General features: G+C 69.4%; 21 protein-coding genes. 10 read left to right on the top strand and 11 right to left on the bottom strand.

The genetic code is table 11. The annotated features are described in order from the left end of the window. Window positions 1-38 precede the first annotated feature (38 nt). The 8 genes from kduD to PU630_RS02465 are packed head-to-tail and all read right to left on the bottom strand — an operon-like array spanning window position 39 to window position 8715. Window positions 39-803: a 2-dehydro-3-deoxy-D-gluconate 5-dehydrogenase KduD gene (kduD, locus tag PU630_RS02500; protein ID WP_275278781.1), complete on the bottom strand. Its 765-nt coding sequence runs from the start codon at window positions 801-803 to the stop codon at window positions 39-41. Beyond that, complete coding sequence (locus tag PU630_RS02495; protein WP_275278780.1) at window positions 800-1666, bottom strand: fumarylacetoacetate hydrolase family protein; 867 nt, start codon at window positions 1664-1666, stop codon at window positions 800-802. Before PU630_RS02495 ends, kduD begins: the two co-directional genes overlap by 4 nt. A gap of 10 nt (window positions 1667-1676) precedes the next feature. After that, window positions 1677-2858 (bottom strand): glycoside hydrolase family 88 protein, encoded by a 1182-nt coding sequence (locus PU630_RS02490; RefSeq protein WP_275278779.1) that lies wholly within the window; start codon window positions 2856-2858, stop codon window positions 1677-1679. 13 nt (window positions 2859-2871) lie between these two features. Continuing rightward, on the bottom strand, window positions 2872-3555 hold the full coding sequence (locus tag PU630_RS02485; RefSeq protein WP_275278778.1) for a ferredoxin-NADPH reductase: 684 nt from the start codon (window positions 3553-3555) through the stop codon (window positions 2872-2874). 3 nt (window positions 3556-3558) lie between these two features. Further along, entirely contained in the window at window positions 3559-4470 is a 912-nt protein-coding gene (locus tag PU630_RS02480) for a carbohydrate ABC transporter permease (protein ID WP_428981974.1), read from the bottom strand. Then, window positions 4467-5402: a carbohydrate ABC transporter permease gene (locus PU630_RS02475; protein WP_275278777.1), complete on the bottom strand. Its 936-nt coding sequence runs from the start codon at window positions 5400-5402 to the stop codon at window positions 4467-4469. The genes PU630_RS02480 and PU630_RS02475 overlap by 4 nt, the downstream gene beginning before the upstream one ends. 33 nt (window positions 5403-5435) lie before the next feature. Next, on the bottom strand, window positions 5436-6731 hold the full coding sequence (locus PU630_RS02470; RefSeq protein ID WP_275278776.1) for an ABC transporter substrate-binding protein: 1296 nt from the start codon (window positions 6729-6731) through the stop codon (window positions 5436-5438). Between the two features lie 52 nt (window positions 6732-6783). Next, the gene (locus PU630_RS02465; RefSeq protein ID WP_275278775.1) at window positions 6784-8715 is read right to left on the bottom strand and encodes a DUF2264 domain-containing protein; all 1932 of its coding nucleotides are present in this window, start codon (window positions 8713-8715) and stop codon (window positions 6784-6786) included. Between the two features lie 127 nt (window positions 8716-8842). Between PU630_RS02465 and PU630_RS02460 the strand changes: the two genes are divergently transcribed. Together PU630_RS02460 and PU630_RS02455 are read left to right on the top strand one after the other, a co-directional pair. Further along, window positions 8843-10771 carry a heparinase II/III domain-containing protein gene (locus tag PU630_RS02460; protein ID WP_275278774.1) on the top strand — a complete coding sequence of 643 codons (1929 nt, stop codon included), beginning with the start codon at window positions 8843-8845 and terminating at the stop codon, window positions 10769-10771. Beyond that, on the top strand, window positions 10768-11880 hold the full coding sequence (locus PU630_RS02455; protein ID WP_275278773.1) for a substrate-binding domain-containing protein: 1113 nt from the start codon (window positions 10768-10770) through the stop codon (window positions 11878-11880). Before PU630_RS02460 ends, PU630_RS02455 begins: the two co-directional genes overlap by 4 nt. Before the next feature lie 78 nt (window positions 11881-11958). Here PU630_RS02455 and PU630_RS02450 read toward each other — a convergent pair whose 3' ends face one another. Next, window positions 11959-13086, bottom strand: a complete 1128-nt coding sequence (locus PU630_RS02450) for a LacI family DNA-binding transcriptional regulator (protein WP_275278772.1) — start codon at window positions 13084-13086, stop codon at window positions 11959-11961. Window positions 13087-13185: 99 nt separating this feature from the next. Between PU630_RS02450 and PU630_RS02445 the strand changes: the two genes are divergently transcribed. From PU630_RS02445 to PU630_RS02420, 6 genes are all read left to right on the top strand, one after another. Further along, window positions 13186-14109: a carbohydrate ABC transporter permease gene (locus PU630_RS02445; RefSeq protein WP_275278771.1), complete on the top strand. Its 924-nt coding sequence runs from the start codon at window positions 13186-13188 to the stop codon at window positions 14107-14109. After that, on the top strand, window positions 14109-14996 hold the full coding sequence (locus PU630_RS02440) for a carbohydrate ABC transporter permease (protein WP_428981973.1): 888 nt from the start codon (window positions 14109-14111) through the stop codon (window positions 14994-14996). The genes PU630_RS02445 and PU630_RS02440 overlap by 1 nt, the downstream gene beginning before the upstream one ends. A 73-nt stretch (window positions 14997-15069) precedes the next feature. Next, window positions 15070-16434, top strand: a complete 1365-nt coding sequence (locus PU630_RS02435; protein ID WP_275278770.1) for an ABC transporter substrate-binding protein — start codon at window positions 15070-15072, stop codon at window positions 16432-16434. 69 nt (window positions 16435-16503) lie between these two features. After that, complete coding sequence (locus tag PU630_RS02430) at window positions 16504-18246, top strand: glycoside hydrolase family 35 protein (RefSeq protein ID WP_275278769.1); 1743 nt, start codon at window positions 16504-16506, stop codon at window positions 18244-18246. Window position 18247: 1 nt separating this feature from the next. Further along, on the top strand, window positions 18248-19228 hold the full coding sequence (gene galE, locus PU630_RS02425; RefSeq protein ID WP_275278768.1) for a UDP-glucose 4-epimerase GalE: 981 nt from the start codon (window positions 18248-18250) through the stop codon (window positions 19226-19228). Between the two features lie 34 nt (window positions 19229-19262). After that, window positions 19263-20054, top strand: a complete 792-nt coding sequence (locus PU630_RS02420; RefSeq protein ID WP_275278767.1) for an alpha/beta fold hydrolase — start codon at window positions 19263-19265, stop codon at window positions 20052-20054. 127 nt (window positions 20055-20181) lie between these two features. On the opposite strand, the gene PU630_RS02415 is transcribed toward PU630_RS02420, so the two are convergent. Further along, complete coding sequence (locus PU630_RS02415; protein WP_275280004.1) at window positions 20182-21147, bottom strand: LacI family DNA-binding transcriptional regulator; 966 nt, start codon at window positions 21145-21147, stop codon at window positions 20182-20184. Window positions 21148-21260: 113 nt separating this feature from the next. Here PU630_RS02415 and galT point away from each other — a divergent pair, with 113 nt between their 5' ends. Together galT and galK are read left to right on the top strand one after the other, a co-directional pair. Continuing rightward, complete coding sequence (gene galT, locus PU630_RS02410; protein ID WP_275278766.1) at window positions 21261-22433, top strand: galactose-1-phosphate uridylyltransferase; 1173 nt, start codon at window positions 21261-21263, stop codon at window positions 22431-22433. A gap of 5 nt (window positions 22434-22438) precedes the next feature. Then, entirely contained in the window at window positions 22439-23602 is a 1164-nt protein-coding gene (galK, locus tag PU630_RS02405) for a galactokinase (RefSeq protein WP_275280003.1), read from the top strand. Window positions 23603-23812: 210 nt separating this feature from the next. Here the strand turns inward: galK and PU630_RS02400 are convergent, their stop codons facing one another. Then, the gene (locus PU630_RS02400) at window positions 23813-24028 is read right to left on the bottom strand and encodes a hypothetical protein (protein WP_275278765.1); all 216 of its coding nucleotides are present in this window, start codon (window positions 24026-24028) and stop codon (window positions 23813-23815) included. Between the last annotated feature and the right edge of the window lie 4 nt (window positions 24029-24032).

Raw genomic sequence — 24032 nt, 5'->3', positions numbered from 1 at the left:
GTGTTCTCTCCTGTCTTCTCGAAAGCTTCTGTCGCCGGTCACCGCACGAGCCACCCGCCGTCGACCGGCAGCACCGTGCCGGTCACGTAGGCCGCGGCATCCGATGCCAGGAACACGAACGACCCCTGCAGGTCGTCGGGGGTGCCCCAGCGTCCGGCGGGGATGCGGGCGGAGATGGATGCCTCGCGCTCGGTGTCGGCGCGTAGGGCTGCCGTGTTGTCGGTGGCCATGTACCCGGGGGCTATCGCGTTCACTGTCACTCCCGACGCCGCCCACTCGTTTGCCAGGGCCTTCGTGAGGCCGGCCACCGCATGCTTGGAAGCCGTGTAGGCCGGTACGAGGATGCCGCCCTGGAACGACAGCATCGAAGCGATGTTGATGATGCGCCCCCAGCCGCGCTCGATCATGCCACGACCGACCGCCTGCGACAGGTGGAAGACCGCGTCGAGGTTGACCCGCAGCACGTCGTTCCAGTCCGCCGTCGGGTAGTCGACGGCGGGCGCGCGGCGGATCGTGCCGGCGTTGTTCACGAGGATGTCGACATGCCCGAGCGCGTCTTCGATCTCGGTGACGGCGGTTCGGAGCTCGGCGGGCGCAGCCGATGCGAAGTCGCGCTGCACGCGCACGACACGGCGCCCGAGCGCGGCGATGCGCGCCTCGGTCTCGCCGGCATCGCCACGGTCGAGCAGGGCGACGTCGGCGCCGGCCTCGGCGAGCGCGACGGCCGCGCCCTGGCCCAGGCCCCGGGTGGACCCGGTGACGAGCGCCACCTTGCCGTCGAGTCGGAATGCGTCCAGGATCATCGTGCGTCCTCCGTGGTCGTGGTGAAGCGGGTGGTCAACTCGCCGAGGCCGGCGACACGCACCGTGACGGCGTCGCCGTCGGCCAGCGGCCGGTGGGCCTCCGCGGCGGCGGGCAGCTTCTGCGGCGTGCCGGTGGAGATGACGTCGCCCGGCTCGAGGGTCATCACCTGGCTGAGATGGTGCACGAGAAACGCCATCGGAAAGATCATCGTCGCCGTCGACTGGCGGGCCGTGATCACACCGTCGCGTTCGACTTCGACGACGAGGTCCTGCGGATCGGCGATCTCGTCGGCGGTCACCAGCCACGGGCCGAGCGGCCCGAACGTGTCGAACGATTTGCCGAGCGTGAACTGCGAGCCGTGACGCTGCCAATCGCGGGCGGTCACGTCGTCGAACAGCGTGTATCCGGCGACGTGGTCGAGCGCAGCATCCAGCGTGACGTTCTTCGCGCGACGCCCGATGACGAGCGCGATCTCGCCCTCGTAGTCCACATCGGCCTCGACCTGCGGCAGCTCCACGGGGTCGTTCGGCCCGATGAGCACGTTCGCGGTCTTGACGAACACGTCCGGGTACGCCGGGTCGTTCGCGGTCGGGTCCTCGCCGTCGGGCACGTGTCCGCGGTAGTTGTAACCGATGCACAGCAGCTTGCCGGGTCGCACGGGCGGCAGCAGCTCGAGCTCGTCGATCCGCGGCAGATCAAGAGAAGTGGATGCCGCGTCCGCCGCCTCGCGCGCGCCGTCCAGAGCCGCGGCATCCCCCACGATCTCCTCGAGGGTTCCGGCGCGTACGTCGTGCACCCGATCGTCGGGCAGAACGACCCCGATGCGAGGGCCGGTCGAAGCGCGATAGGTCACCAGGCGCATGCGATTCCCCTCACCAGTACGGCGTCCAGTCGGGGTTCGTCGCGCGGGTCAGCGCCTCGAAGTAGAAGTAGTCGCCCCAGAGGTTGCCCTCGTCGACGCCGTTGCTCTTGGGGAGGTCGTAGACGCCGTGCAGCAGCAGCGTGTCGGCGGTGTCGGGCTCGGGCGCGCAGTCGGCCACGAGGGCCGCGAGCAGTCGTCGCGCGTCGGCGTCGGCCTGCTGTGCCCTGTCGGCGTCGGTCTCGACGCGCGCGAGCTCGAACAGTCCCGCCGCCGCGATCGCCCCGGCGGAGCTGTCGCGCGGCGCATCGCTGTCGTCGCCGTAGACCAGGTCCCAGTAGGGCACGGCATCGGCGGGCAGGTGCGCGAGGAAGTAGCGGGCACATCGGTGCGCGGCATCCAGCATCCGCTCGTCGCCCGTGAACCGGTACGCCATCGCGAAACCGTAGATGCCCCAGGCCTGGCCGCGCGCCCAGCACGAGTCGTCGTGTGCGCCCTGCTCGGTAGCCCCGCGCAATGGCTCGCCGGTCACCGGATCCCAGTAGAAGGTGTGGAAGGTCGAGTCGTCGCCCCGCATGATGTGCACCCGCAGCTGCTCGGTGTGCCGTCGCACGGCGTCGACGTAGCGCTCCTGCCCAGTCTGCTCGTAGGCCCACATGAGCAGCGGCATGTTCATGAGGCTGTCGATGATCGTGCGCCCCCGCTGGTGCGGATCGGCGAGATCGCCCCACGCCTGGATGATGCCCGCGGGCTCGAGGAACCGCGTCATCAGCTGGTCGGCGGCGGCGATGGCCGTCTGCCGGGCGTCCTCGTCGCCGAGCAGCCGCCAGGGGGCGACCGAGGCGAGGGTGTAGAGGAAGCCGATGTCATGCGTGTCGAGGTCTTCGCCGGTGCGCAGACGCCGATCGAAGTCACGGGCATGCGCGAGGGCTGCGGTGCGGAACGCGTCGTCCCCGCTGCGCTCGTAGGCGAGCCACTGCATGCCGGGCCAGAAGCTCGTGGTCCACCCGTAGTTGCCGCCCTCGGCGAAGGCGCCGTGGGCGGGGCGCAACGGGTATCTCCCGCCGTCGGTCGTGTCGGCCGGGTACAGCCGATCGAATGTGGGGATGTTGCGGCGCACGGTGCTCAAGGCGGCATCCACGGCCGGCGCGAAGAGGGCGTCGGTACGGGTATCAGCGGAGGAAGGGGAACTCATCGATCTTCTTTCTTCATGACCCCGGCACGACGGCCGGGACCTCGTCATGGGCGAGCACGGTGCGCAGGCTGAACCGGCAGTTCGCCCACGCGAGGTACAGAGCAGGCGCGGCAGTGAGGCCGATCCCGATGGCGGGCACGTTCGTGAACACGGCGAACTGGGTGCCCAGAACAGCCAGCGACACCAGAGTCAGCCACCAGCGCCGCACCCCGAAGTACAAGGCGGCCTTCGCGACGCGCACCAGCGGCGCCGTCGGCGCTTCGGCGTATGCGGCCAGTCCCAGAAGCGCGACCGTCACGGCGAGCACCGCGAGCACGAGCAGCGCGGGCGCCACGACGATGCCGAACGACGCGGTCGAGGCCGCCTTCACATCCACGAGTGCGACGACCACGACCGCGGTGGCGGCCACACCGAGCACGAACGGGCGGCGCCAGGCCTGCAGCCACGCCCGCACGAAGGTGCGCACCACGGTCACACCGCCGGCACGATGGTCGGCGAAGGCCGCGAACGCAGCGACCACGGCCGGCCCGCACAGTGGGGCCGTCATCGCCAGCAGCGGCCAGGAGTGCACCGGGTCGGTCGTGATCAGCAGCAGCAGCGCCGGCGCGCAGGCCATGGCCAGGAGCAGGTTGGTCATGAGGCCCAGGTAGACGGCGCCGATCGTGGTCGACAGGGCGTCATGCGAGATGCGCTTCATGGGTCAGCCCTTCATCCCGCTGGTGGCGATGCCTTCGACGAAGTACTTCTGCCCGAGCAGGAAGACGATAGCGATCGGGACCACCGACATCGTCATGCCGGTGAACATCAGGGCGAAGTTCTGGTCTTGGGTGTTGCTGACCAGGCTCTGCAGGCCCAGCTGCATCGTCCACAGGTTCGGGTTGCGCAGGTAGATGAGCGGACCCAGATAGTCGTTCCAGGTGGTGACGAAGGTCAGCAGCGTGAGGCTGGCCATCGCCGGCACCGACAGGGGCACCATGATGCGCCGCCAGATGCCGTACTCGCTCAGTCCGTCGATGCGGGCGGCCTCGCTGAGCTCTTCGGGAACGGTCTCGAAGAACTGCTTCATCAGGAACACGCCGAACGCCCCGAACGCCTGCAGCAGGATGATCGCCCACAGCGTGTTGGACAGCTTCAGGTTCGACATCAGGATGAACTGCGGGATCATGTACGACTGCCACGGGACCGCTATCGTGCCGATGTAGACGAGGAACAGGATGTCGCGGCCGCGGAACCGCATGCGTGAGAATCCGTAGGCGGCGAACGATCCGGTGAGCACCTGCAGGAACGTGACCACGACCGCCAGCACCAGCGTGTTGCGGATCCAGGTCAGCAGGTTGGTCTGGGTCCAGATGTCGACGTAGTTGCTCCACACGAACGTCTCCGGCAGCCACCGCACCGGCACGCTGAACACGTCGTTCGACATCTTCAACGAGCTCGAGATCATCCAGAAGAACGGCACCAGCAGGGCGACGGCGATGATGGTCATCACGACGTACCCGATGATCCGCGCGGCGCGCTTGGCCGGCGTCGTCGCCTTCGGGCGGTGCCCGCGCGGCGCGTTCAGCAGCGTGGCGGTGGCCGAGTCGTCGGCGGCTTCGAGAATCGTGCTCATGCGCGGTTCCCCCTCTTGTTCCAGAGGAATTGCAGGATCGTGACGACGATGCACAGCAGGAAGAGCACCACCGAGGCCGCCGAGGCATAGCCGAACTGGTTCTCTTCGAAGCCCTTGCGCCAGATGAACTGCGAGAGCACCATCGTCGAGATCCCGGGTCCGCCCTTGGTCATGACCAGGATCAGGTCGAAGATCTTGAACGAGTTGATCGTCAGCATCACCGTGACGAAGAAGGTCGTGGGGCGCAGGCACGGGATCGTGACGTTGACGAACCGCTGCCAGGCGTTCGCGCCGTCCATACGCGCCGCCTCGTACAGTTCGCGCGGGACCGTCTGGAGTCCGGCGAGGAACAGGATCATGTAATAGCCCATGTCGCGCCACGTGCTGATGACGACGACCGCGGGCATCGCCCACTGCGGCGAGGTGAGCCATCCGGGCGGGTGGGCGATGCCGATGAACCGCAGGATCTGGTTGATCGGGCCGTAGTCGGGGCTGAACATGAGATTCCACACCATCGCGATCGCGACGATGGAGGTGATGTAGGGGAAGAACGCGGCGGTGCGGAAGAACGCGACACCGCGGAGCTTGGTGTTCAGCAGCAGCGCGATGCCCAGCGAGACCACCAGGGTCAGCGGGATGTGCATCACGGCGTAGTAGAGAGTGTTCACGAACGCGGTCTTGAACGTCGCGTCGCCGAGCAGGCGCCGGAAGTTGTCGAGCCCGATCCAGTGCGCGACGCCGAACACGTTCCAGTTCGTGAACGAGATGTAGAACAGCGCGATCACGGGGACGAGCGTGAGCAGCGCGAACCCCAGGAAGTTGGGGAGGATGAAGCTCCAGCCGATGAGCGCGTTGCGCACGCGCAGCCGCATGCGCGTGTTCGGCTTCGACGGGCGCGGTGTGCCGGTGACCATCGTGGCGGTGGCGGTCATGATGTGCCTTCGTGGTGAGGGTGGGATGCGGGGTCAGCCGACCTCGTTCTTGACGCGGTCCTGCGCCTCGGAGATGGCCTTGTCGATGCCCTCCGAGCCGCTCATGATCGCGGAGTGCATGTCGTTGAGGATGTTCTGGATCGCCGCGGTCTTCGACGATGTCGGGTTCTCGGGCTTGACCGTGTGGGTCGAGAACGCGAACTTCGACAGGTCGTCCTGCGGGGCGCCCTTCGTCGAGAAGTACGTCTGCACGACGTTGTCGTTCAGCAGCGCCGGGGTGATCCCGATGCCGGCCAGAGCCTTCGCGGCATCCTCACTGGCCGCGTACTCCACGAACTTCTTCGCCGCCGCCTGCTTGGCGCCGTCGGTGTTCGCGTTGACGCCGAACCCGGTCGGGTCGCCGAACGTGACCGGCGTTTTGTCGGTGCCGGCGGTCGACGCGTCGTACTGGGGCGCCGGAGCCATCCCCCACGTGAACTGGTCGGCGTCGCCCGAGGCCTGCTGCGAGATGAGGGTGGCGACAAACCAGGTGCCCATCATCATCATCGCGGCGTGCTGCTTGCCGAACTCGCCCTGGTAGGTGAGCTGGTTCGCGGTGGCTGTGTTGAACGTGACCTGCGCGCCGGACTTCTGCAGGTCGAGGACCCGCTCGTAGTACGGCTTCATGTACTCGTACTTTCCGCTGAGCACGCCTCCGTCAGGCGACTGGTTGTTCGCGAAGCCTTGCACGGTCGACTGCCAGGTGTGCTGGTAGGCACCGTACGCCTTGCTGCCGGCGGCGGCGAGCTTGGTCTTGAGCTCCTTCGCGGCGGCGGCGTAGTCATCCCACGTCCACGACCCGTCCGGCGTGGGGACCCCCGCCTTGTCGAAGAGGTCCTTGTTGTAGAAGAGCACCCACGCGTCCTGGCGGTACGGAACGGCGTAGAGCTTGCCGTCGACCTTGTACGAGTCGGTGCCGCTGATGCCGTCGGGCAGCTTCACGTCCGACAGGTCGAGCAGCTGCCCGCCCTCCTGGAAGGTCGTGACGTACTTGACCTCCTTCTGGGTGATGACGTCGGGCCCGGTACCGGCGGCGAGGTCGGCGGTGACGAGCGTGTTGTAGTTGCTCGGGTCGTATTCCTTGAGCTTGACCGTGATGTTCGGGTTGGCCTTGTGGAAGCCGTCGGCGAGCAGCTGGAATTCGGGGGTCGTGTCCAGGCTCCAGCCGGAGACGGTGATGGTCACCGGACCGGTGGCGTCATCGCTCGGCTCCGAGCCGCCGCTGCACGCGGTCAGCGACAGCGCGGCGACAGCTGCCACCGATGCCGCAAGGGCGATCTTGCGCTTCATGAGAGGGGTGCTCCTTTGCGATTGCTGTCCGGGCCCCAGGCCCGGTCTTGGGCTACCGATCCGCGTCGGGCGCGGGTCGGGAGTCGATGAGGCGCGTGACGGTGGTCACGGCGTCGGGCCAGGTGACGGCGACATCGATGCCGTCGAGCTTCAGGGCGAGAGGGGCCGAGGCCGCACTCGCGCCATCGAGGGCGACGAGCGCCGCGCGCCAGACCCCGGGGGCGACATCCGTCTCGATGACGGGCACCGCGGCCACGTCACCGAGTGGGCTCGCGTCGCGCCGCGTCTCGACGCGGGCGCTCGCCGCCATGCCGACGGCGGCGATGCTGCTGGTCAGCGTGCCGCGGCGCACTGTGGCCCCGCCGTCGGATGTCTCGGGCACGAGGCCGCCGCCGGCGGGCGCCCAGCCGCCGATGCGCAGTCGCACCGTGTCGGCGGGGACGGCGAGCTCGTCGACCCGAACGAGCCGCAGCTCCCACGGCCCGCGCACCACCGAGCACACCGTCATGCGGCCAGCGACGGTCACCGCGCCGGTGATGCCCGACCCGTGGTGCACCTGGTGGACGTCGGGATCGATCCAGTGGATCGGAGACGTGGATGCCGCGACTGCGACGCCCTCGTCGCACCGCACCCCGAGCAGCTCGACGGCAGCGCGATGCGTCGCACGGCCGGTCACATCGACAAGCACCGCCGACTGCTCCAGCGGCTCGCGCCAGGCGCGCCCGTCGTGCAGCGGCGCCGTGGCCGTCGAGTAGCCCAGGCGCGCATAGATCGGCGAGTCGCCGACCAGGGTTCCCGGCGTCGCGTGGTCTGTACCGTGGTTGACGACGCGGACGATGCCGTCGGCCGAGGTGCCCGAGACGATCCAGCCCGGCGCGGCGATAGTGCGCAGCACGTCGCCCTGCTCCACCGGCAGCGGTTCGGCCGGGGTGCTCCACACCGCATGGTCGGCGGGCAGCGCGATGCCGAGCAGGCCCTTGACCGCCCAGTACGGCGAACCCGGGCCCGAGTAGCCCTGCGCGAGCCGCCGCCACTCGCGGTGCCACCCGATGGTCAGCAGGTCGTCGTCGCACGGCACACCGTGGTCGGCGAAATGAGTGACGATGCTCTTCGCGGCGTGGCGCAGCATCCCGGCACTCGTCGACGGCACCTCGGCGAGCACGCCGGCCCAGAACGGGGCGGCGGCCGCAAAGCGGTAGATGAGGCTGCGCCCCTGCACAAGGGGTGATCCGTCGGCGCCGATGAGCGCGGTCGCGTCGACCAGGTAGCGATCGAGCGCAGCAAGGTCGCGCGCGGTGCGCCCGTCGGCGAGATCGGCGGCGCCCTGCATCCGCGACCAGAGCACGGGGTACAGGTGCAGCGCCCAGCCGACGTACTGGTCGTATGACTGCTCGGGGCCGTCTGAGATCCAGCCGTCGGCACGCTGCAGACTGTCGTGCAGCGCGAGGTCGGCGGCGATGTCGGCGGCAGACCACGGACCGCCGACCGACCGCAGGAAGGTCTGCACCACGACCCGGAACCACAGCCAGTTGGTCGGCGGGTATGTGTCGTCGCCGATGACAGGAGCCAAGTAGTCGATGACCCGCTGCTGGGTGGTGGCGTCGAGGCGCTCCCAGATCCACGGGCGGGTCATGTCGAGGATGAGCGCGATGGATGCCGCTTCGACCTTCGCCTGCGCGTGCTCGTCCATGCGCACCCAGCGCTCGGAGTTCGACGGGTCGACGCCGGCCGCGATGCCGCGGCTGTAGAAGGAGACGAGGTCGTCGACACCCTCGCCGCGTGCCCCCGCGATGCGGAAACCTGCGAGCAGGAACGTACGAGCGAAGCCCTCGAGACCGTCGACGTCGTGCCCATACCCGCCTTCGGCGCCCGGCGGCGTGATGCGTGCGCCCGTCGGAGACGCCCAGCGACGCGCGCCGGCGAGCAGCCGGTCGGCGTACGCGAGCCACTCGTCGCGGGTCCAGTCGGTGGGCGTGACGCTCACGGTTCTCCTTCGAACAGGATCGGATTGTTCGATCGATTCAGGAGATTAGCAATCTCAACCGTTCAGCACAAGCATTAATTCGACATGATACGATCATTTTCGATCATCAAGGCAAGGAGGTGGCACAGTGACTGCCGCGCAGATGACAGACGACTTCACCGGCCCCCTCGCCGCCGTGTTCGACGATCGGCGGCATCCCTGCGGCCTTGCGTCTCTGCTGGTCGCCCCCGACCGCGCCCTGCCGGTGCCGCCGGCAACCGATCGCCGGGTATGGGATGCCGCAGCCTCGGTCGCCTCGGCGATCCTCGCCCGCGCACGTGCCGATCTCGGCGTGCCCTGGCCGCAACCGCTGGCCCACGACGCCGCCCGCGTGCACCGCGACGGCGACCGCGCGACGTGGGAGCACGCGGCATTCACCCGGCAGCACCGCCTCACCCGCGCCGCGATCACCGCCGCCGTGACCGATGACGACGTCTGGATCGACGAGGTCGCCGACGGCGCGCAACTGCTGTGCGAGCAGAGCTCCTGGTGCTGGCCCGCACACGACGACACCTTCGCCCGGCACGGCGCGGTGCTGGCGGCCGTCACCGACCCGTTCCTGGATCTGGGGGCCGGCGAGGTCGCCGGCCAGCTCGCCTGGCTTGATCAGCTGCTCGGCGCGCGGCTCGACGAGCGCTACCCCGGGCTGCGAAGGCGCATCCGCCACGAGGTGCGCACCCGCGTCTTCGACCCGTTCGCGCAACGCCGCGACTGGCACTGGATCGGGCTCGACGGGCCTGTGCACAACTGGAACCCGTGGATCCACGCGAACGTGCTCACCGCGGCCCTTCGCCTGCTCGACGGCTCGAACGAGCGGATGCTACGCGCCGACGTCGTCGCGCTGTGCATCGCGGGTCTCGACCGCTATGTCGCCGGGCTCCCGGAAGACGGCGCCGTCGACGAGGGCTCCTCGTACTGGTGGGCCGGCGCCGCCCGTGTGCTCGAGGCGCTCGACCTGCTCGCGCATGCCACCGACGGCGCACTCGACGCGCTGCCGACCGTGCCGGCGCTGCGCGAGACAGTGGCCTTTCCGCATCGCTGCGACCTCGGCGACGGCTGGGTCGTCGACATCGCCGACGGCCAGGCCCGCCCCACCGCACCGGCGCCCTGGGATGTCCTCTTCCGCGCCGCCCTGCGCGTCGGAGACCGCGATGCCGCGGCGTTCGCCCGCGCGTACCGCACGGACCCGGCAGACGAGACGCTGGGCCTGGGCCGCGTGCTGCGCGGGCTGACGGATGCGGCCTGGCTCGCGGCATCCCCTTCCCCCGCGCCACTCCCCCGTGACGTGTGGCTGCCCTCCACCGAGGTCCTGCTCGCCCGCGAGCGAGGCGGCACCGCGACCGGGCTCACGCTCGTGGCCAAGGGCGGCCACAACGGAGAGAACCACAACCACAACGACGTCGGCGAGTTCATCGTGTGTTCGGACGGCGTTCCGGTGCTGGTGGATGCCGGGCGCCCGACCTACACCGCGGCGACGTTCGGCCCCGACCGGTACGACATCTGGACCATGCAGAGCACCTGGCACAATGTGCCGCAGATCGCAGGCGTGGCGCAGGGCGCGGGCCCGGCATTCGCGGCGCGCGACGTCGCGGTGCGCATCGACGATGCGGCCAGCGCGCTCACGCTCGAGCTGGGCGGCGCGTATCCGCAGCCGGCCCTGCGGTCGTGGCGCCGCACCGTGACTCTCGACCGCGCGGCGCGGCAGATCGTCGTCGCCGACGCCTGGGATCTGGCCGACGATGCGGCCGACGGAACAGTGGTGCGGATGCTGGTGGCCGGAGCCGTGCAGCTGTCGGACGACGGCGCGCACATCACGCCGCTCGCGGACGCGACACCCGTCGTGGTGCGCTGGGGCCGCGGCATCCCTGCCCACCTCATCGAACGCGCGCTGGACGACCCGATGCTGTCGGAGGTGTGGGGCGAGACGCTGACCATGATCGAGCTGAACGTCGATGAGCGGCGCACGGTATCTGTCACGGTAGAAAGAGATGAGACCAGCGAGGGTGATGGGCGATGACCGAACTGACACATGCACCGCTGCCGCCGGCGCGGCGCACGCACATTCTGGCGTCGCTGGCGAGAGACGGCGTCGTACGCGTCTCACAGCTGACCGAAGAGCTGGGCGTCGCCCCCGTGACGCTGCGTCGCGACCTCGCCGAGATGGAAGAGCTGGGCCTGCTCGTGCGCGTGCACGGCGGCGCCGTCACGCCCCGCGAAGACACCGCCGCCTCTGCCGCGCCTTCTGACGGGGCGGCAGCCCCGGTCGCCGCGCTGGGCGAGATCGCCGTCCTGGTGCCGTCGATGAGCTTCTACTGGCCCGGTGTCGTACGTGGCATGGAGGCCGAGGCGCAGCGCCGTGGATACCGGCTGCGCGTGCGCGCGGCCTCGTATGAGCTCACCGATGAACGGCCCGTGCTCGAGCGGCTGCTGGCCGCGCCCGACGTGCGCGGCGTGATCGTCGCACCCAACCCCGACACCCCCTCTGCGCAGGACGTCATCGATTGGCTCGGCGCGCGGTCGATCCCCTCGGTGCTCGTCGAGCGTGACGCGCTGAGCATGCCCGGGCGCGTGCCGGTCGAGAGCGCGACGAGCGACCACGCCTTGGGCGCCGTGCTGGCAGCCCGGCATCTCGCCGAGCTCGGACACCAGCGCGTCGGACTCATCCTCTCGCGCGACTCGCCCACCGGGCGCAAGGTCGCCAAGGGATGGGAGGCCGCCTGCGCCGAGCTGGCGCTGACGCCGTCGCAGCACTTCGAGGAGCTGTTCCCCCCGCGCACGAGCCCCGAGTTCTCGGTGGCCGTCGACGCCGTGCTCGACACGATTCTCGCGAACGGGGTGACCGGTCTGCTCGTGCACTCCGACCCCGAGGCCATGGCGCTCATCGATCTCGCGCTCGCGCGGGGACTGTCGCTGCCCGACCACCTATCGGTCATCGCGTACGACGATGAGGTGGCGTCGATGTTCACACCGCCGCTGACCGCGGTGCGACCGCCCCGCGAAGAGGTGGGCGCCGCCGCCGTCGACCTGCTGATCCGGCGACGGGAAGACCCGGACCGTGCCGTGCACCGAGTGTCGCTCAGCCCGACGCTGAACGTGCGGCACTCCACAGCCCGGCCCGCGAACTGAGCCGGCCCCCGGTCGGCTCAGGAACGAGGTCGTAGCCACCGAGCGCTTCGACGCCGGCGACCAGTCGCTCGAGGTCGACTACGGCCTTCCGTCCGATGCCGACGGCGCGCTCTCCTTCGCCGCCGCTGACGGCCTGTCGACGCCCGGCATCGGCGTGGTGCGCGCGCTGCGCTGAGTTCGGCGGGCTCGCTCGTCGTCCGGGTACGGCGCGGCGCTCTGCCGCACAATGAGCTCGGTCGCGACGAGCGAAGACTCCGCCGCGCCCCCCTCGATCTCACGGATGAGAGCCGAGACGGCCGTCGCTCCGACGGTCTCGAAGTCCTGGTGCACGGTTGTCAGCGGCGGCCAGAAGTTCGCCGCCTCGGGCATATCGTCGAAGCCCACCACGCTGATGTCGTCGGGAACGCGCACCCCGTGCTCGTGGAACGCCCGCAACGCGCCCAGCGCCATCTGATCGTTGGCCGCGAACACGGCTGTCACACCCGACTTGTGAACAAGCTGCAGCCCCGCCTGGTAGCCCGAATCGGCACTCCAATCCCCCCGCAGCGCCTCGGGGACCTGCGCGCCGCGGGCGCGGAGCGTCTCTTCCCATGAACGACGGCGCTGCCCGGCGGAGTACGACTCCTCAGGACCGGCGATATGCCAGACGGTCGCATGCCCGAGGTCGAGCAGGTACTCGGTCGCCAGCCGCGCGCCCTGCGCCTGGTCGGTGTCGACGACGGGACGGGCCGCGGGCGCTCCGGCATCGACCACGACGACCGGCAGACCTGTGGGGAGTTCGATGTCGGCCTCGTGCAGCAGGTGCGCCTCGATGACGATGATGATGCCGTCGACCGCCTGTTCGCTCAGCCGCGCAAACGCCCCCGAGACACTCGCCTGGGTCGCGGCATCCAGAGGGATCAACGTCAGTGCATACCCTGCCGCGGTCGCTTTGTCGGCGATCGCCTCGAGATTGCGCATGTTGCCATAGGTGGCGAGGGTGAAGAGGATCACCCCGATGTTGCGGTAGCGTCCGGCCTTCAGCGCGCGAGCGGCGCTGTTGGGCCGATACCCCAGCTGTTGCATGGCCGCCACGACCCTGTCCCGTGTCGCCGGCCGCACGACGTCCTTGCCGTTGGCGACGCGCGAGACGGTCTGCGCCGACACGCCGGCGACCTTCGCCACGTCGTTGATCGACGGCTCGCGCCGCGCCCAGGCCTCGGCCATCCTCGCCCTCCCGACCCGAATGTTTGCGTTGACATCGTAGCCCGAATCCGCGTATGTTTGCGTAAACAACCTGCCGACCACCGTGAATGAGGCACGTCGATGACGACCACCGTCGCCCCACCGCTCGCGACCCGAAGTCCCTCAGCGCTGCGCCGACCGAAGCGCGACTGGCGCGGGTGGGCATTCGTCGCCCCGTTCATGATCGTGTTCACGCTGGTCTTTCTCGCACCGTTGGCGTATTCGATCTATCTCAGCCTGTTCCGTACTCAGCTGGTCGGCGGCACGACCTTCGTCTGGTTCGCGAACTACATCCAGGCGCTGACCGACCCGCAGTTCTGGGAGTCGTTCGGGCGCGTACTCCTGTTCCTGGTCGTCCAGGTGCCGATCATGCTGGCGCTCGCCCTGGCCGCAGCGCTCGCGATCGACAGCGCGCGGCTGCGCGGGGCATCCTTCTTCCGCATCATGCTGTTCCTGCCCTACGCGGTTCCGGCCGTCGTCGCGGTGCTCATGTGGGGGTACATCTACGGCGACCAGTTCGGCCTGACGGCGAACATCAATCAGCTTGTCGGGTTCCACCTCATCACGCCGTTCGCGAAGCAGTGGATGCTCGTCTCGATCGGCAACATCGTCACCTGGGAGTTCGTCGGCTACAACATGCTGATCTTCTACTCGTCGCTGAAGACAATCCCCACCGAGCTGTACGAAGCGGCGTCCATCGACGGTGCCGGGGCCTGGCGCACGGTGTTCTCGATCAAGATCCCCGCCCTGCGCGGGGCCATCGTGATCGCCACGATCTTCTCGATCATCGGCAGCTTCCAGCTGTTCAACGAGCCGAACATCCTCCGGCCGCTCGCGCCGAACGTCATCACCACCTACTACACGCCGAACATGTACGCATACAACCTGTCGTTCGCCGGCCAGCAGTTCAACTACGCCGCCACGATCGCCATCATCATGGGCGTCATCACCGCCGTCATCGCCTACATCGTGCAGTTGCGCGGCTCCCGAGCGGAGGTGAAGTGATGACCGCTCCGGCCTTCGCACGCGACCGGGCCACCGGTCCGCTGCACCCGCGCCACTCGAAGACGCTGCTCATCGTGATGATCGTCTACGCGATGTACACGCTGGTGCCGCTCATCTGGCTGCTGGTGAATTCCACGAAGACCCAGGGCGGTCTCTTCTCGAGCTTCGGGCTCTGGTTCGGCGACGACTTCGCGTTCTGGGACAACCTCGTTCAGACTCTCACCTACAAGGACGGCATCTTCCTGCGCTGGCTGGGCAACACTCTGCTGTACGTGGTGCTCGGCGCCGGGGGCGCGACTCTGCTGGCGACGCTCGCCGGCTATGGCCTGGCGAAGTACCGATTCCCCGGCCGCCCGGCGGTGTTCGCCATCGTGCTCGGCGCCGTGGCGGTGCCCGGCACCGCTCTGGCCGTCCCGACCTTCCTGCTGTTCAGCCAGCTGGGCCTCACCAATACCCCATGGTCGGTGATCATCCCGTCCCTGATCAGCCCGTTCGGTCTCTATCTGGTGTGGGTCTACGCGGCCGACTCGGTGCCCACCGAGCTGCTCGAGGCCGCCCGCATGGACGGTGCCGGAGAGTTCCGCACGTTCTTCACGATCTCAATCCGCCTGCTGACGCCGGGCATCGTCACGGTGCTCCTGTTCACCGTCGTGGCGACCTGGAACAACTACTTCCTGCCACTGATCATGCTCAGCGATCCGCAGTGGTACCCGCTCACGGTCGGGCTGAACCAGTGGGCCGCGCAGGCCCAGGGCGCCGGTTCGCAGCCCATCTACAACCTCGTGATCATGGGCTCGCTCCTCACCATCATCCCCATCGTCATCGCGTTCCTCCTGCTGCAGCGGTTCTGGCAGTCGGGGCTGAGCGCGGGAAGCGTCAAGCAGTGACCGGGGCCTGCTGGCGACATCCCCTCCCGGCCGTCCCGCATCCGCGGGGCGGAGCACTCGAAAGGACACAGCAATGAAGCACATGTCAGGCACGCGCCGTCGTGTCGCGGCTCTGGCCGCGCTCGGCACCGTCGCGGCCCTCGCCCTGGCCGGCTGCGCCGGTTCGAACGACACCGGCGGCACCGACAACACCGGGGCTACGGCATCCGGCAGTCTCGACTCGATCAAGGCGGCGCTTCAGAAGGGCGGCGAGATCACGTACTGGTCGTGGACTCCGTCGGCTGAGGCGCAGGTGGCAGCCTTCGAGAAGGCCTACCCGAAGGTCAAGGTCAAGCTCGTCAACGCGGGCACCTCGAACGATGAGTACACGAAGCTGCAGAACGCCATCAAGGCCGGTTCAGGCGGTCCCGACGTCGCCCAGATCGAGTACTTCGCGTTCCCACAATTCGAGCTGACCGATGCGCTGCTCGATCTCGCACCCTACGGGTTCAGTGGCCTCGAGGACGATTACACGGCATCCACGTGGAACTCGGTGACCTCCGGCGACAAGGTGTACGGCCTGCCGCAGGACTCCGGCCCTATGGCGCTGTTCTACAACAAGGCGGTGTTCGACAAATACGATCTCGCGGTGCCCAAGACCTGGGATGAGTACATCGCCGACGCCGAGAAGCTGCACGCCGCCGACCCGTCGAAATACATCACGAACGACATCGGCGACGCGGGATTCACGACAAGCATGATCTGGCAGGCCGGCGGCCACCCGTTCTCCACCTCCGGCACGGACGTGAAGATCGACCTGCAGGACGCGGGCTCGAAGAAGTGGGCCGACACCTGGAACACGCTCGTCTCGAAGGGGCTCGTGGCACCCACCGGCAGCTGGAGCGACGAGTGGTTCACAGGCCTCGGCAACGGCAGCATCGCCACTCTCGTGATCGGCGCGTGGATGCCCGGCAACCTCGAGTCGGGCGCGCCCGACGGCTCGGGCGACTGGCGCGTCGCTCCGATGCCGACCTACGACGGCCAGCCTGCCTCGGCCGAGAACGGCGGCGGTGGCCAGGCAGTGCTGAAGCAGAGCAAGAATCCCGAGCTGGCCGCCGGCTTCCTCTGGTGGCTGAACAACAGCGACGACTCCATCTCGACGTTCCTCCAGAGCGGCGGATTCCCCTCGACGACGAAGCAGCTGCAGTCGGACGACTTCTTGAACGCGACCCCCGAGTACTTCGGTGGGCAGAAGATCAATGAAGTGCTGGCGGATGCCGCGAACAACGTCGTGACCGGGTGGCAGTACCTCCCGTACCAGGTGTACGCCAACAGCATCTTCGGCGACACCGTCGGGCAGTCGTACGCTGACAAGTCGAACCTGAACGCGGGCCTGCAGAAGTGGCAGAGCGCGCTGGTCGACTACGGCAACAAGCAGGGATTCAGCGTCAACAAGTAGCGCGTGATCCACGACGGGGCGGCCGGCAGCTCGCGGGCCGCCCCTCACATTCCGAACGAGAGCTTCTCTGTGACCACCTTCGCCATCGGCGACACCGATTTCCTCCTCGACGGCCGGCCGCACCGCATCCTGTCGGGCGCGATCCATTACTTCCGCGTGCACCCCGATCAGTGGGCCGACCGCATCCGCAAGGCGCGGCTGATGGGGCTCAACACGATCGAGACCTACGTGGCCTGGAACGCCCACGAACCCGCGCGCGGCCAGTGGGATGCGACCGGTGCGAACGACCTCGGGCGCTTCCTCGATCTGATCGCCGCCGAGGGGATGCACGCGATCGTCCGCCCCGGGCCCTACATCTGCGCCGAGTGGCACAACGGCGGCCTGCCGGTGTGGCTGACCGCCATGGACGGTGTCAGCCTGCGCCGGAGCGAGCCGATCTACCTCGCCGAGCTCGAGCTTTATCTGCGCCGCGTGTACGAGATCGTCGCGCCCCGACAGATCGACCGGCGCGGTCCGGTCGTGCTCGTGCAGATCGAGAACGAGTACGGCGCCTATGGTGACGACGAGGACTACCTGCGCGAGCTTGTGCGGATCACGCGGGATGCCGGTATCACCGTCCCGCTGACCACGGTGGATCAGCCGCAGCCGCAGATGCTGCGCGACGGTTCACTGCCCGAGCTGCACAGGACGGGTTCGTTCGGCTCACAGACCACCGAGCGCCTCGCGACCCTGCGCGAACATCAGGCGACAGGCCCGCTGATGTGCTCGGAGTTCTGGGACGGCTGGTTCGACTGGTGGGGCGGGATGCACCACACGACGAGTGCGCAGGATGCCGCGGCCGAGCTCGGCGCGCTGCTGGCTGCGGGCGCATCCGTCAACATCTACATGTTCCACGGCGGCACGAACTTCGGCCTGACGAACGGCGCGAACGACAAGGGGCGCTACCTGCCGTTGGTCACCTCGTATGACTACGACGCGCCGCTCGATGAGGCCGGTCACCCCACCGAGAAGTACTACGCGCTGCGCGACGTGATCGCCACGTACGCGTCGGTGCCCGACGAGTTGCCGGTGCCGGCGGCCCCCGCCCCCACGCCCGAGGCGGTCTTCACTGCCTCGGCTCCCCTGCTCGGCCGCCTGCCCGACCTCGACGCGGGCGGCCCCGACGAGCCGCCGACGTTCGATGCGCTGGGCATTCCGAGCGGGCTCGTGCTGTACTCGGCGACGCTCGGCGAGGCCGGGGGCTTCGAGGTCGACGAGGTGCGCGATCAGGCCTGGGTGCTCGTCGACGGCGTGCGCGTCGGCTCGCTCTCGCGCACCCGCCACGAGCGGGCGCTGGTCGTGCCGGCAGGCGACCGGATCGACGTGCTCGTCGAAGAGCAGGGCCGTGTGAACTACGGGCACCGCCTCGGCGAGCCCAAGGGACTCATCGGCGCTCCGCGCCTGAACGGGCGGCCGCTCACCGGGTGGACGGCGACGCCGATCGATCTGGAGGCGGCGGCCGCGGCATCCCTCCTCTCCCTTCCCGGCGATGGAGCACCCCTCGCCGGCCCCGTCGTCGCGCGCGGGTCGTTCACGCTTGACGCGGCGGCCGACCTCTTCATCGACACCGACGGCTGGGGCAAGGGCTTCGCGTTCGTCAACGGGTTCCTGCTCGGACGCTACTGGTCGAACGGACCGCAGCGCACGCTGTTCGTGCCCGGCCCGGTCACGCGTGTCGGGCAGAATGAGGTGACCGTGATCGAACTCGAGCAGCTGCTCACCGACCGTGCGCGCTTCGCGCCGGGACTGCTGCTCGGCCCCGTGGAGGAGTGACATGACCTGGCTCGTTACCGGCGGCGCCGGCTATATCGGCGCCCACATCGTCCGAGCGCTCGGCGCTGCAGGGCTCGAGCCGGTCGTGATCGACGACCTCTCCAGCGGGCACACGTCGTTCGTGCCCGACGGCGTGCCGTTCGTGCGCGGGACGATCCTCGATCGCGCGCTCGTCGAGAGCACCCTGCGCGAGTACGGTGTCGAGGGCGTCATCCACGTCGCCGGGTTCAAGTACGCGGGGGTCTCGGTGCAGCGACCGCTGCACACCTACGCGCAGAACGTCGAGGGCACACGGGTCGTGCTGGAGGCGATGGATGCCGCGGGTGTCGCCAGTCTCGTGTTCTCGTCGTCGGCGGCGGTCTACGGAACGCCCCACGTCGACCTGGTCGTCGAAGACACCGAGAAGCACCCGACCTCGCCGTACGGCGAGTCGAAGCTCATCGGCGAGTGGCTGATCGCCGACCAGGGCGTGGCGACCGCAGGGTCGCAGCATCCCCTCCGCCACACCTCGCTGCGCTACTTCAACGTCGTCGGCTCGGGCGACGCGTCGGTGTACGACACCAGTCCGCACAACCTGTTCCCGCTGGTCTTCGAGGCGTTGATCGACGGCAAGACCCCGAAGATCTTCGGCGACGACTACGCGACGCCCGATGGCACGAATGTGCGCGACTACGTGCACGTGGCCGACATCGCCGCCGCCCACGTGGTGGCGGCGCAGCGGCTGGCGGGCGGGCAGCCGATCGAGCCCGCGTACAACCTCGGCTCGCAGAACGGGCTTTCGGTGCGCGAGATCATGGACGCCATGGCCCGCGTCACCGACGTCGACTTCACCCCTGAGGTCTCGCCGCGCCGGCCCGGAGACCCCGATCGGATCGTCGCGACCGGCGAGCTGGCCGCCCGCGACCTCGACTGGCGGAACCGCTACACGGTCGATGAGATGGTGCGCTCGGGCTGGGAGGCCCGCCGGGCCGCCGACGCGTGATGCACGCAGGTCGATTCTTCTCCGGAGCCGGGCGTTGAGCGAGCGCAGCGAGCCGAAGCGCCCCGCGGTCACGGCCGACGGCGCCACCCTCGACTGGGAGCAGCATGGCACCGGCGACCCTATGGTGCTGATTCCCGGCCAGGCGGTGAGCCGTCGCACCTGGGACCTCATCGTGCCCGCGCTGGCCGAACGGTTCCGCGTGATCACCTACGACCACCGCGGGATCGGCGCCTCGACCCTCGGCGCGCCCGCCGAGTGGTCGACGCGCACGCTCGCCGCCGACGCCCTCGCCGTGCTCGACGCCGCCGGAGCCGAACGGGCCCATGTCGTCGGACACTCGATGGGCGGACGCATCGGCCAATGGCTCGCGATCGACGCGCCCGGCCGGGTCGCGTCTCTCGCGCTGATCTCGGCCACACCGGGCGATGCCCGCGGTGTTCCGCGCCCTGCCGAAGCGACCCGCGCGCTGGCCGGCGGTGACCCGGTGGCGCTCGGTCCGTACTTCTTCAGCGAGGGATTCCGGCGGCGGCATCCAGACGTCCTGGGTCTTCTCGCGCGGGGCGATGCCCCGATGCGCGCGCGACGCGGCCACTTCGTCGCCAGCTCGACGCACGACAGCTGGGACGATCTCACCCGCATCACCGCGCCGACGCTCGTGGTACACGGCGCCGACGACGAGATCACTCCCGCGGCGAATGGACGCGCGCTCGCCGAGCGTATTCCGGGTGCGGAATACCTCGAGGTCGCCGGCGGCCACGGCGTGTACCTTGAAGACCCTGCCGTCATCGCCGCCGTCGCAGAGTTCGCAGCGCAGCATCCCGCTTGATCGCTCCCTCGACCGCTCGCGATACACCTGCCCGGGTCCGACCGTATCGCTCACGCGGCAATTCTCGACGTTCGCGCCCGCGAAACGACTGCGCGTGGGCGGCAAACGACAGCGCGACGAATCAGGGTCAGCGCGACGCGAGACCCGAGCTGTCGCGCACGACGAGGTGCGCAGGAATGACGGCCAGCTGCGGCGCCGCGGGCGCCTCGATCCGCGAGACGAGCACATCCACGGCTCGCGCGCCCAGCGCGTCGAAGTCCTGGCGCACCGTGGTCAACGGGGGACGGTAGTCCGCGGCATCCGCCACATCGTCGAAGCCGACGACGCTCACGTCCTCGGGCACACGCCGGCCACCCGAAGCAAGCGCACGCAGCAGTCCGAGCGCCATCTGGTCGTTCGCGGCGAAGACGGCGGTGGCGTCGGCGGGCAGCTCCCGACCACGGAGATGACCGGATGCCGCCGTCCAGTCGCCCCGCAGCGGCTCCGGCGTCTCCGCCCCGGCCTCGGCGAGCGCCGCGCGCCATCCCCGTTCGCGTTCGTCCGCCGAGAACGACCCGGCGGGACCCGCCAGGTGGTGCACGGTGCGATGCCCGAGCCCGAGCAGATGCCGCGTGGCCTCCTGCGCGCCGAGAGCGTGCGCTGTCTGCACGACGTCGAATCGGTCGGCCGCGGGCGCGTCCACGACGACGAGGTGCAGGTCGTCCGGCACAGCGGCCCCCTGCGCCGGCACGGTCGCCTCGTTGAGCACGACGGCACCGTCGACACCCTGGTCGCGCAGCCGTTCGAACGCCACGTCGATCGCGTCGGCCCCGAGCGTGACCACGACGAGCGCATAGCCGCGGGATGCCGCGGCATCGGCAACCGCCTGCAGCATGCGCGAGTTGCCCACCGTGGCGAGAGTTGTCGCGACCAGGCCGATCGTCTGGGTGCGGCCGGTGCGCAGCGCGCGGGCGGCGCGATGCATGCGGTAGCCGAGCTCTTCCATCGCCGCCTCGACGCGCTCGCGCGTGCCCGGATCGACCCGCGGGCTGCCGTTGACCACACGCGAGACGGTCTGCCCCGAGACGCCGGCACGGGCCGCGACATCGGCCATCGACACGCGCTTCATCGCCCGCCCCCGTTCAGAACTCAGCCGGTCCACCGGTGTTGACGATAACACAAGCATGTTGATACCGTGTGATCGTCAACATGAAGGAGTTCTGATCCATGCCCCTGGACCTCCCCCACGACGAGCCCACTGTCCTGGGCGCCGGCGTCGTCAAGCGGCCCTCACGCCTGGCCGATGGTCGCGAGCTGATCTACTACGACGACCCCGACACGACGCTCGGTCCCGACCGCGCCATCGACGCGCGCGACCTCGACCCGCGGCCCGCGACCGCCACCATGCGCCAAGACGTGCTCACCGGCGACTGGATCTCGGTCGCCGCCGCGCGCCAGAACCGTGCCTTCCTGCCGCCGGCCGACCTCGACCCGCTCGCCCCGCAGACGCCGAGCAACCCGTCCGAGATTCCTGCGCGCTACGACGTCGCCGTCTTCGAGAACAAGTCGCCCTCGTTCGGCCCCGCGCTGTCCACCGCGACAGGAACGGCCCCGGCGGGCGAGAACCCGCCGGCCGGCCTCGACGATCTGCGAGACCTCGGCCTCGGCCGCGCGCGCACGAGCGTCGGACGCTGCGAGGTCGTGTGCTTCAGCCCCGACACCGCCGGCTCGTTCGGCACCCAATCCGAGACGCGCGCGCGCACCGTCATCGAGGCCTGGGCGGACCGCACCGCAGCCCTGTCGGCACTGCCCGGCGTCGAGCAGGTGTTCCCGTTCGAGAACCGCGGCGAGGCCATCGGCGTGACGCTCGGCCACCCGCACGGCCAGATCTACTCCTACCCGTACATCACGCCGCGCACTGCGCGCACGCTCGACAGCATCGAACGCACCTCCCCCACGCTCTTCCACGACATCCTCGACTTCGAGCGGGCGGGCGAGCGCGTCGTGCTCGAAGGCCTGCGGTGGACGGCGTATGTGCCCTTCGCCGCCCGCTGGCCACTCGAGGTGCACATGATGCCGCACCGCCAGGTCGCCGACTTCGCCGAGACCGACGACGCTGAGCGCGATGAGCTGGCGCGCCTGTACCTCATGCTTCTGCGCGGCATCGATCGCCTCTACGACACCCCGACGCCGTACATCGCGGCATGGCACCAGGCGCCGGTGCACGTCGCACGCGACACCTACCGGCTGCACCTCGAACTCACGAGCCCGCGCCGTGCCGCCGACAAACTCAAGTTCCTCGCCGGATCCGAGGCCGCCATGGGCGCCTGGATCGCCGACATCCCGCCCGAGACCGCCGCCGCCCGGTTGCGCGACGCCCTCGAAGGAGTGCAGCTGTGACGACGATGGATGCCGCGGCAGCCCTGTTTGCAACCCTCAGCCACCGCGCTCCCGAGGGCGCGTGGTCGGCGCCGGGCCGGGTGAACCTCATCGGCGAGCACACCGACTACAACGACGGGTTCGTGCTGCCGTTCGCGATCGACCACCGCACGCACGCCGTGGTCGGCCGTCGTGACGACGCGCGCATCCGCGTGACATCGACGTTCGCCGACGAGCCGGTCGAGGTCGCGATCGACGAGCTCGACACGCTTTTCCCCTCCGACGGCGACGTGGCTGTACCCGAATGGGCCGCCTACCCTCTGGGCGTCGCTTGGGCGCTGCGCCACGCGGCGACAGCGCCCGCCCTCGGCGTCGACATCGCCATCGCCTCCGACGTGCCGGTCGGGGCGGGTCTGTCGTCATCCGCGGCGATCGAGGGCGCGACCGCCGCCGCTCTCAACGACGTCTGGGACCTCGGCCTCGACTCCGTGGCGCTGGCGCGTGTGGGCCGTCGCGCCGAGAACGAGGCCGTCGGCGCTCCGACCGGCATCATGGACCAGATGGCCGCCATGCTCGGCCGCGCCGACGCGGCGATCTTCCTCGACTGCCGGTCGCTTCAGGCGCAGGTGGTCGACCTCGGCTTCGCCGGGGCGGGCCTCGATCTCGTCGTGATCGACACGCGCGTCACGCACGCCCATTCGACCGGCGGCTATCGGGAGCGCCGCGAGTCGTGCGAGCGCGGGGCCGCGCTGATGGGTGTGCGCGCGCTGCGCGACGTCGACGTTGCCGATCTCGACCGTGCGCGCGAGATCATGGAGGAGGTCACGTTCCGCCGCGTGCGGCACATCGTCACCGAGAACCAACGCGTTCTCGACACCGTCCAGGCCCTCCGCACGCAGGGCCCGACAGCGATCGGGCCGCTGCTCGACGCCTCGCACGCCTCGATGCGCGACGATTTCGAGATCTCGACGCCCGAGCTCGACACGGCTGTCGAGGCAGCGCGCGGCGCCGGCGCGCTCGGCGCACGCATGACCGGGGGCGGGTTCGGCGGTGCCGCGATCGCGCTGACCCCCCACGACCGGGTGGATGCGGTGCGGGATGCCGCGACCCGCGCTTTCGCCGACGCCGGCTTCTCCGCCCCGCGGGTGTTCACCGTGATCCCCTCGGCGGGTGCACGCCGCGACGGCTGAGCATCCACCCCGCCGCGCCCTCGCCCTCCACCACTCCGTACACACGGAAGGGGATCTCCCCCGACACGCCGTCTCGCAGCGCCACGAATCGGCGCGCCGGCCAGAATCTCCGACGCTGCGCACCGCGCCCGCGCGACGCCGGCAGTCCCTTGCGACAGGAAGAGGGCGGGATGCCGCGTGGCATCCCGCCCTCTTTTCTCTCGGCTTGCGCTACTCGTTGCCGACGGCCCCGTCTGCCTGGTCGCGCAGACCATCGATCTTGGCGTCCGCAGAGTCCGGCGCGACCTTCTTGGCGAAGTCGGCGGCGCTGTCGAGGACCTTGTCACTGACGCCCTCGGCCTGGTCACTGTGGATCAGATCGTCGATCTTCTCCTTGTTCTCTTCGAGGAATTCCTTGCCCTTGTTCACGATGTCATCGATACCCATGGGA

This window comes from Microbacterium horticulturae (genome assembly GCF_029094505.1).
In the GTDB taxonomy this organism is placed as follows: domain Bacteria; phylum Actinomycetota; class Actinomycetes; order Actinomycetales; family Microbacteriaceae; genus Microbacterium; species Microbacterium horticulturae.
This window is presented reverse-complemented; position numbering and strand designations above follow the sequence as displayed.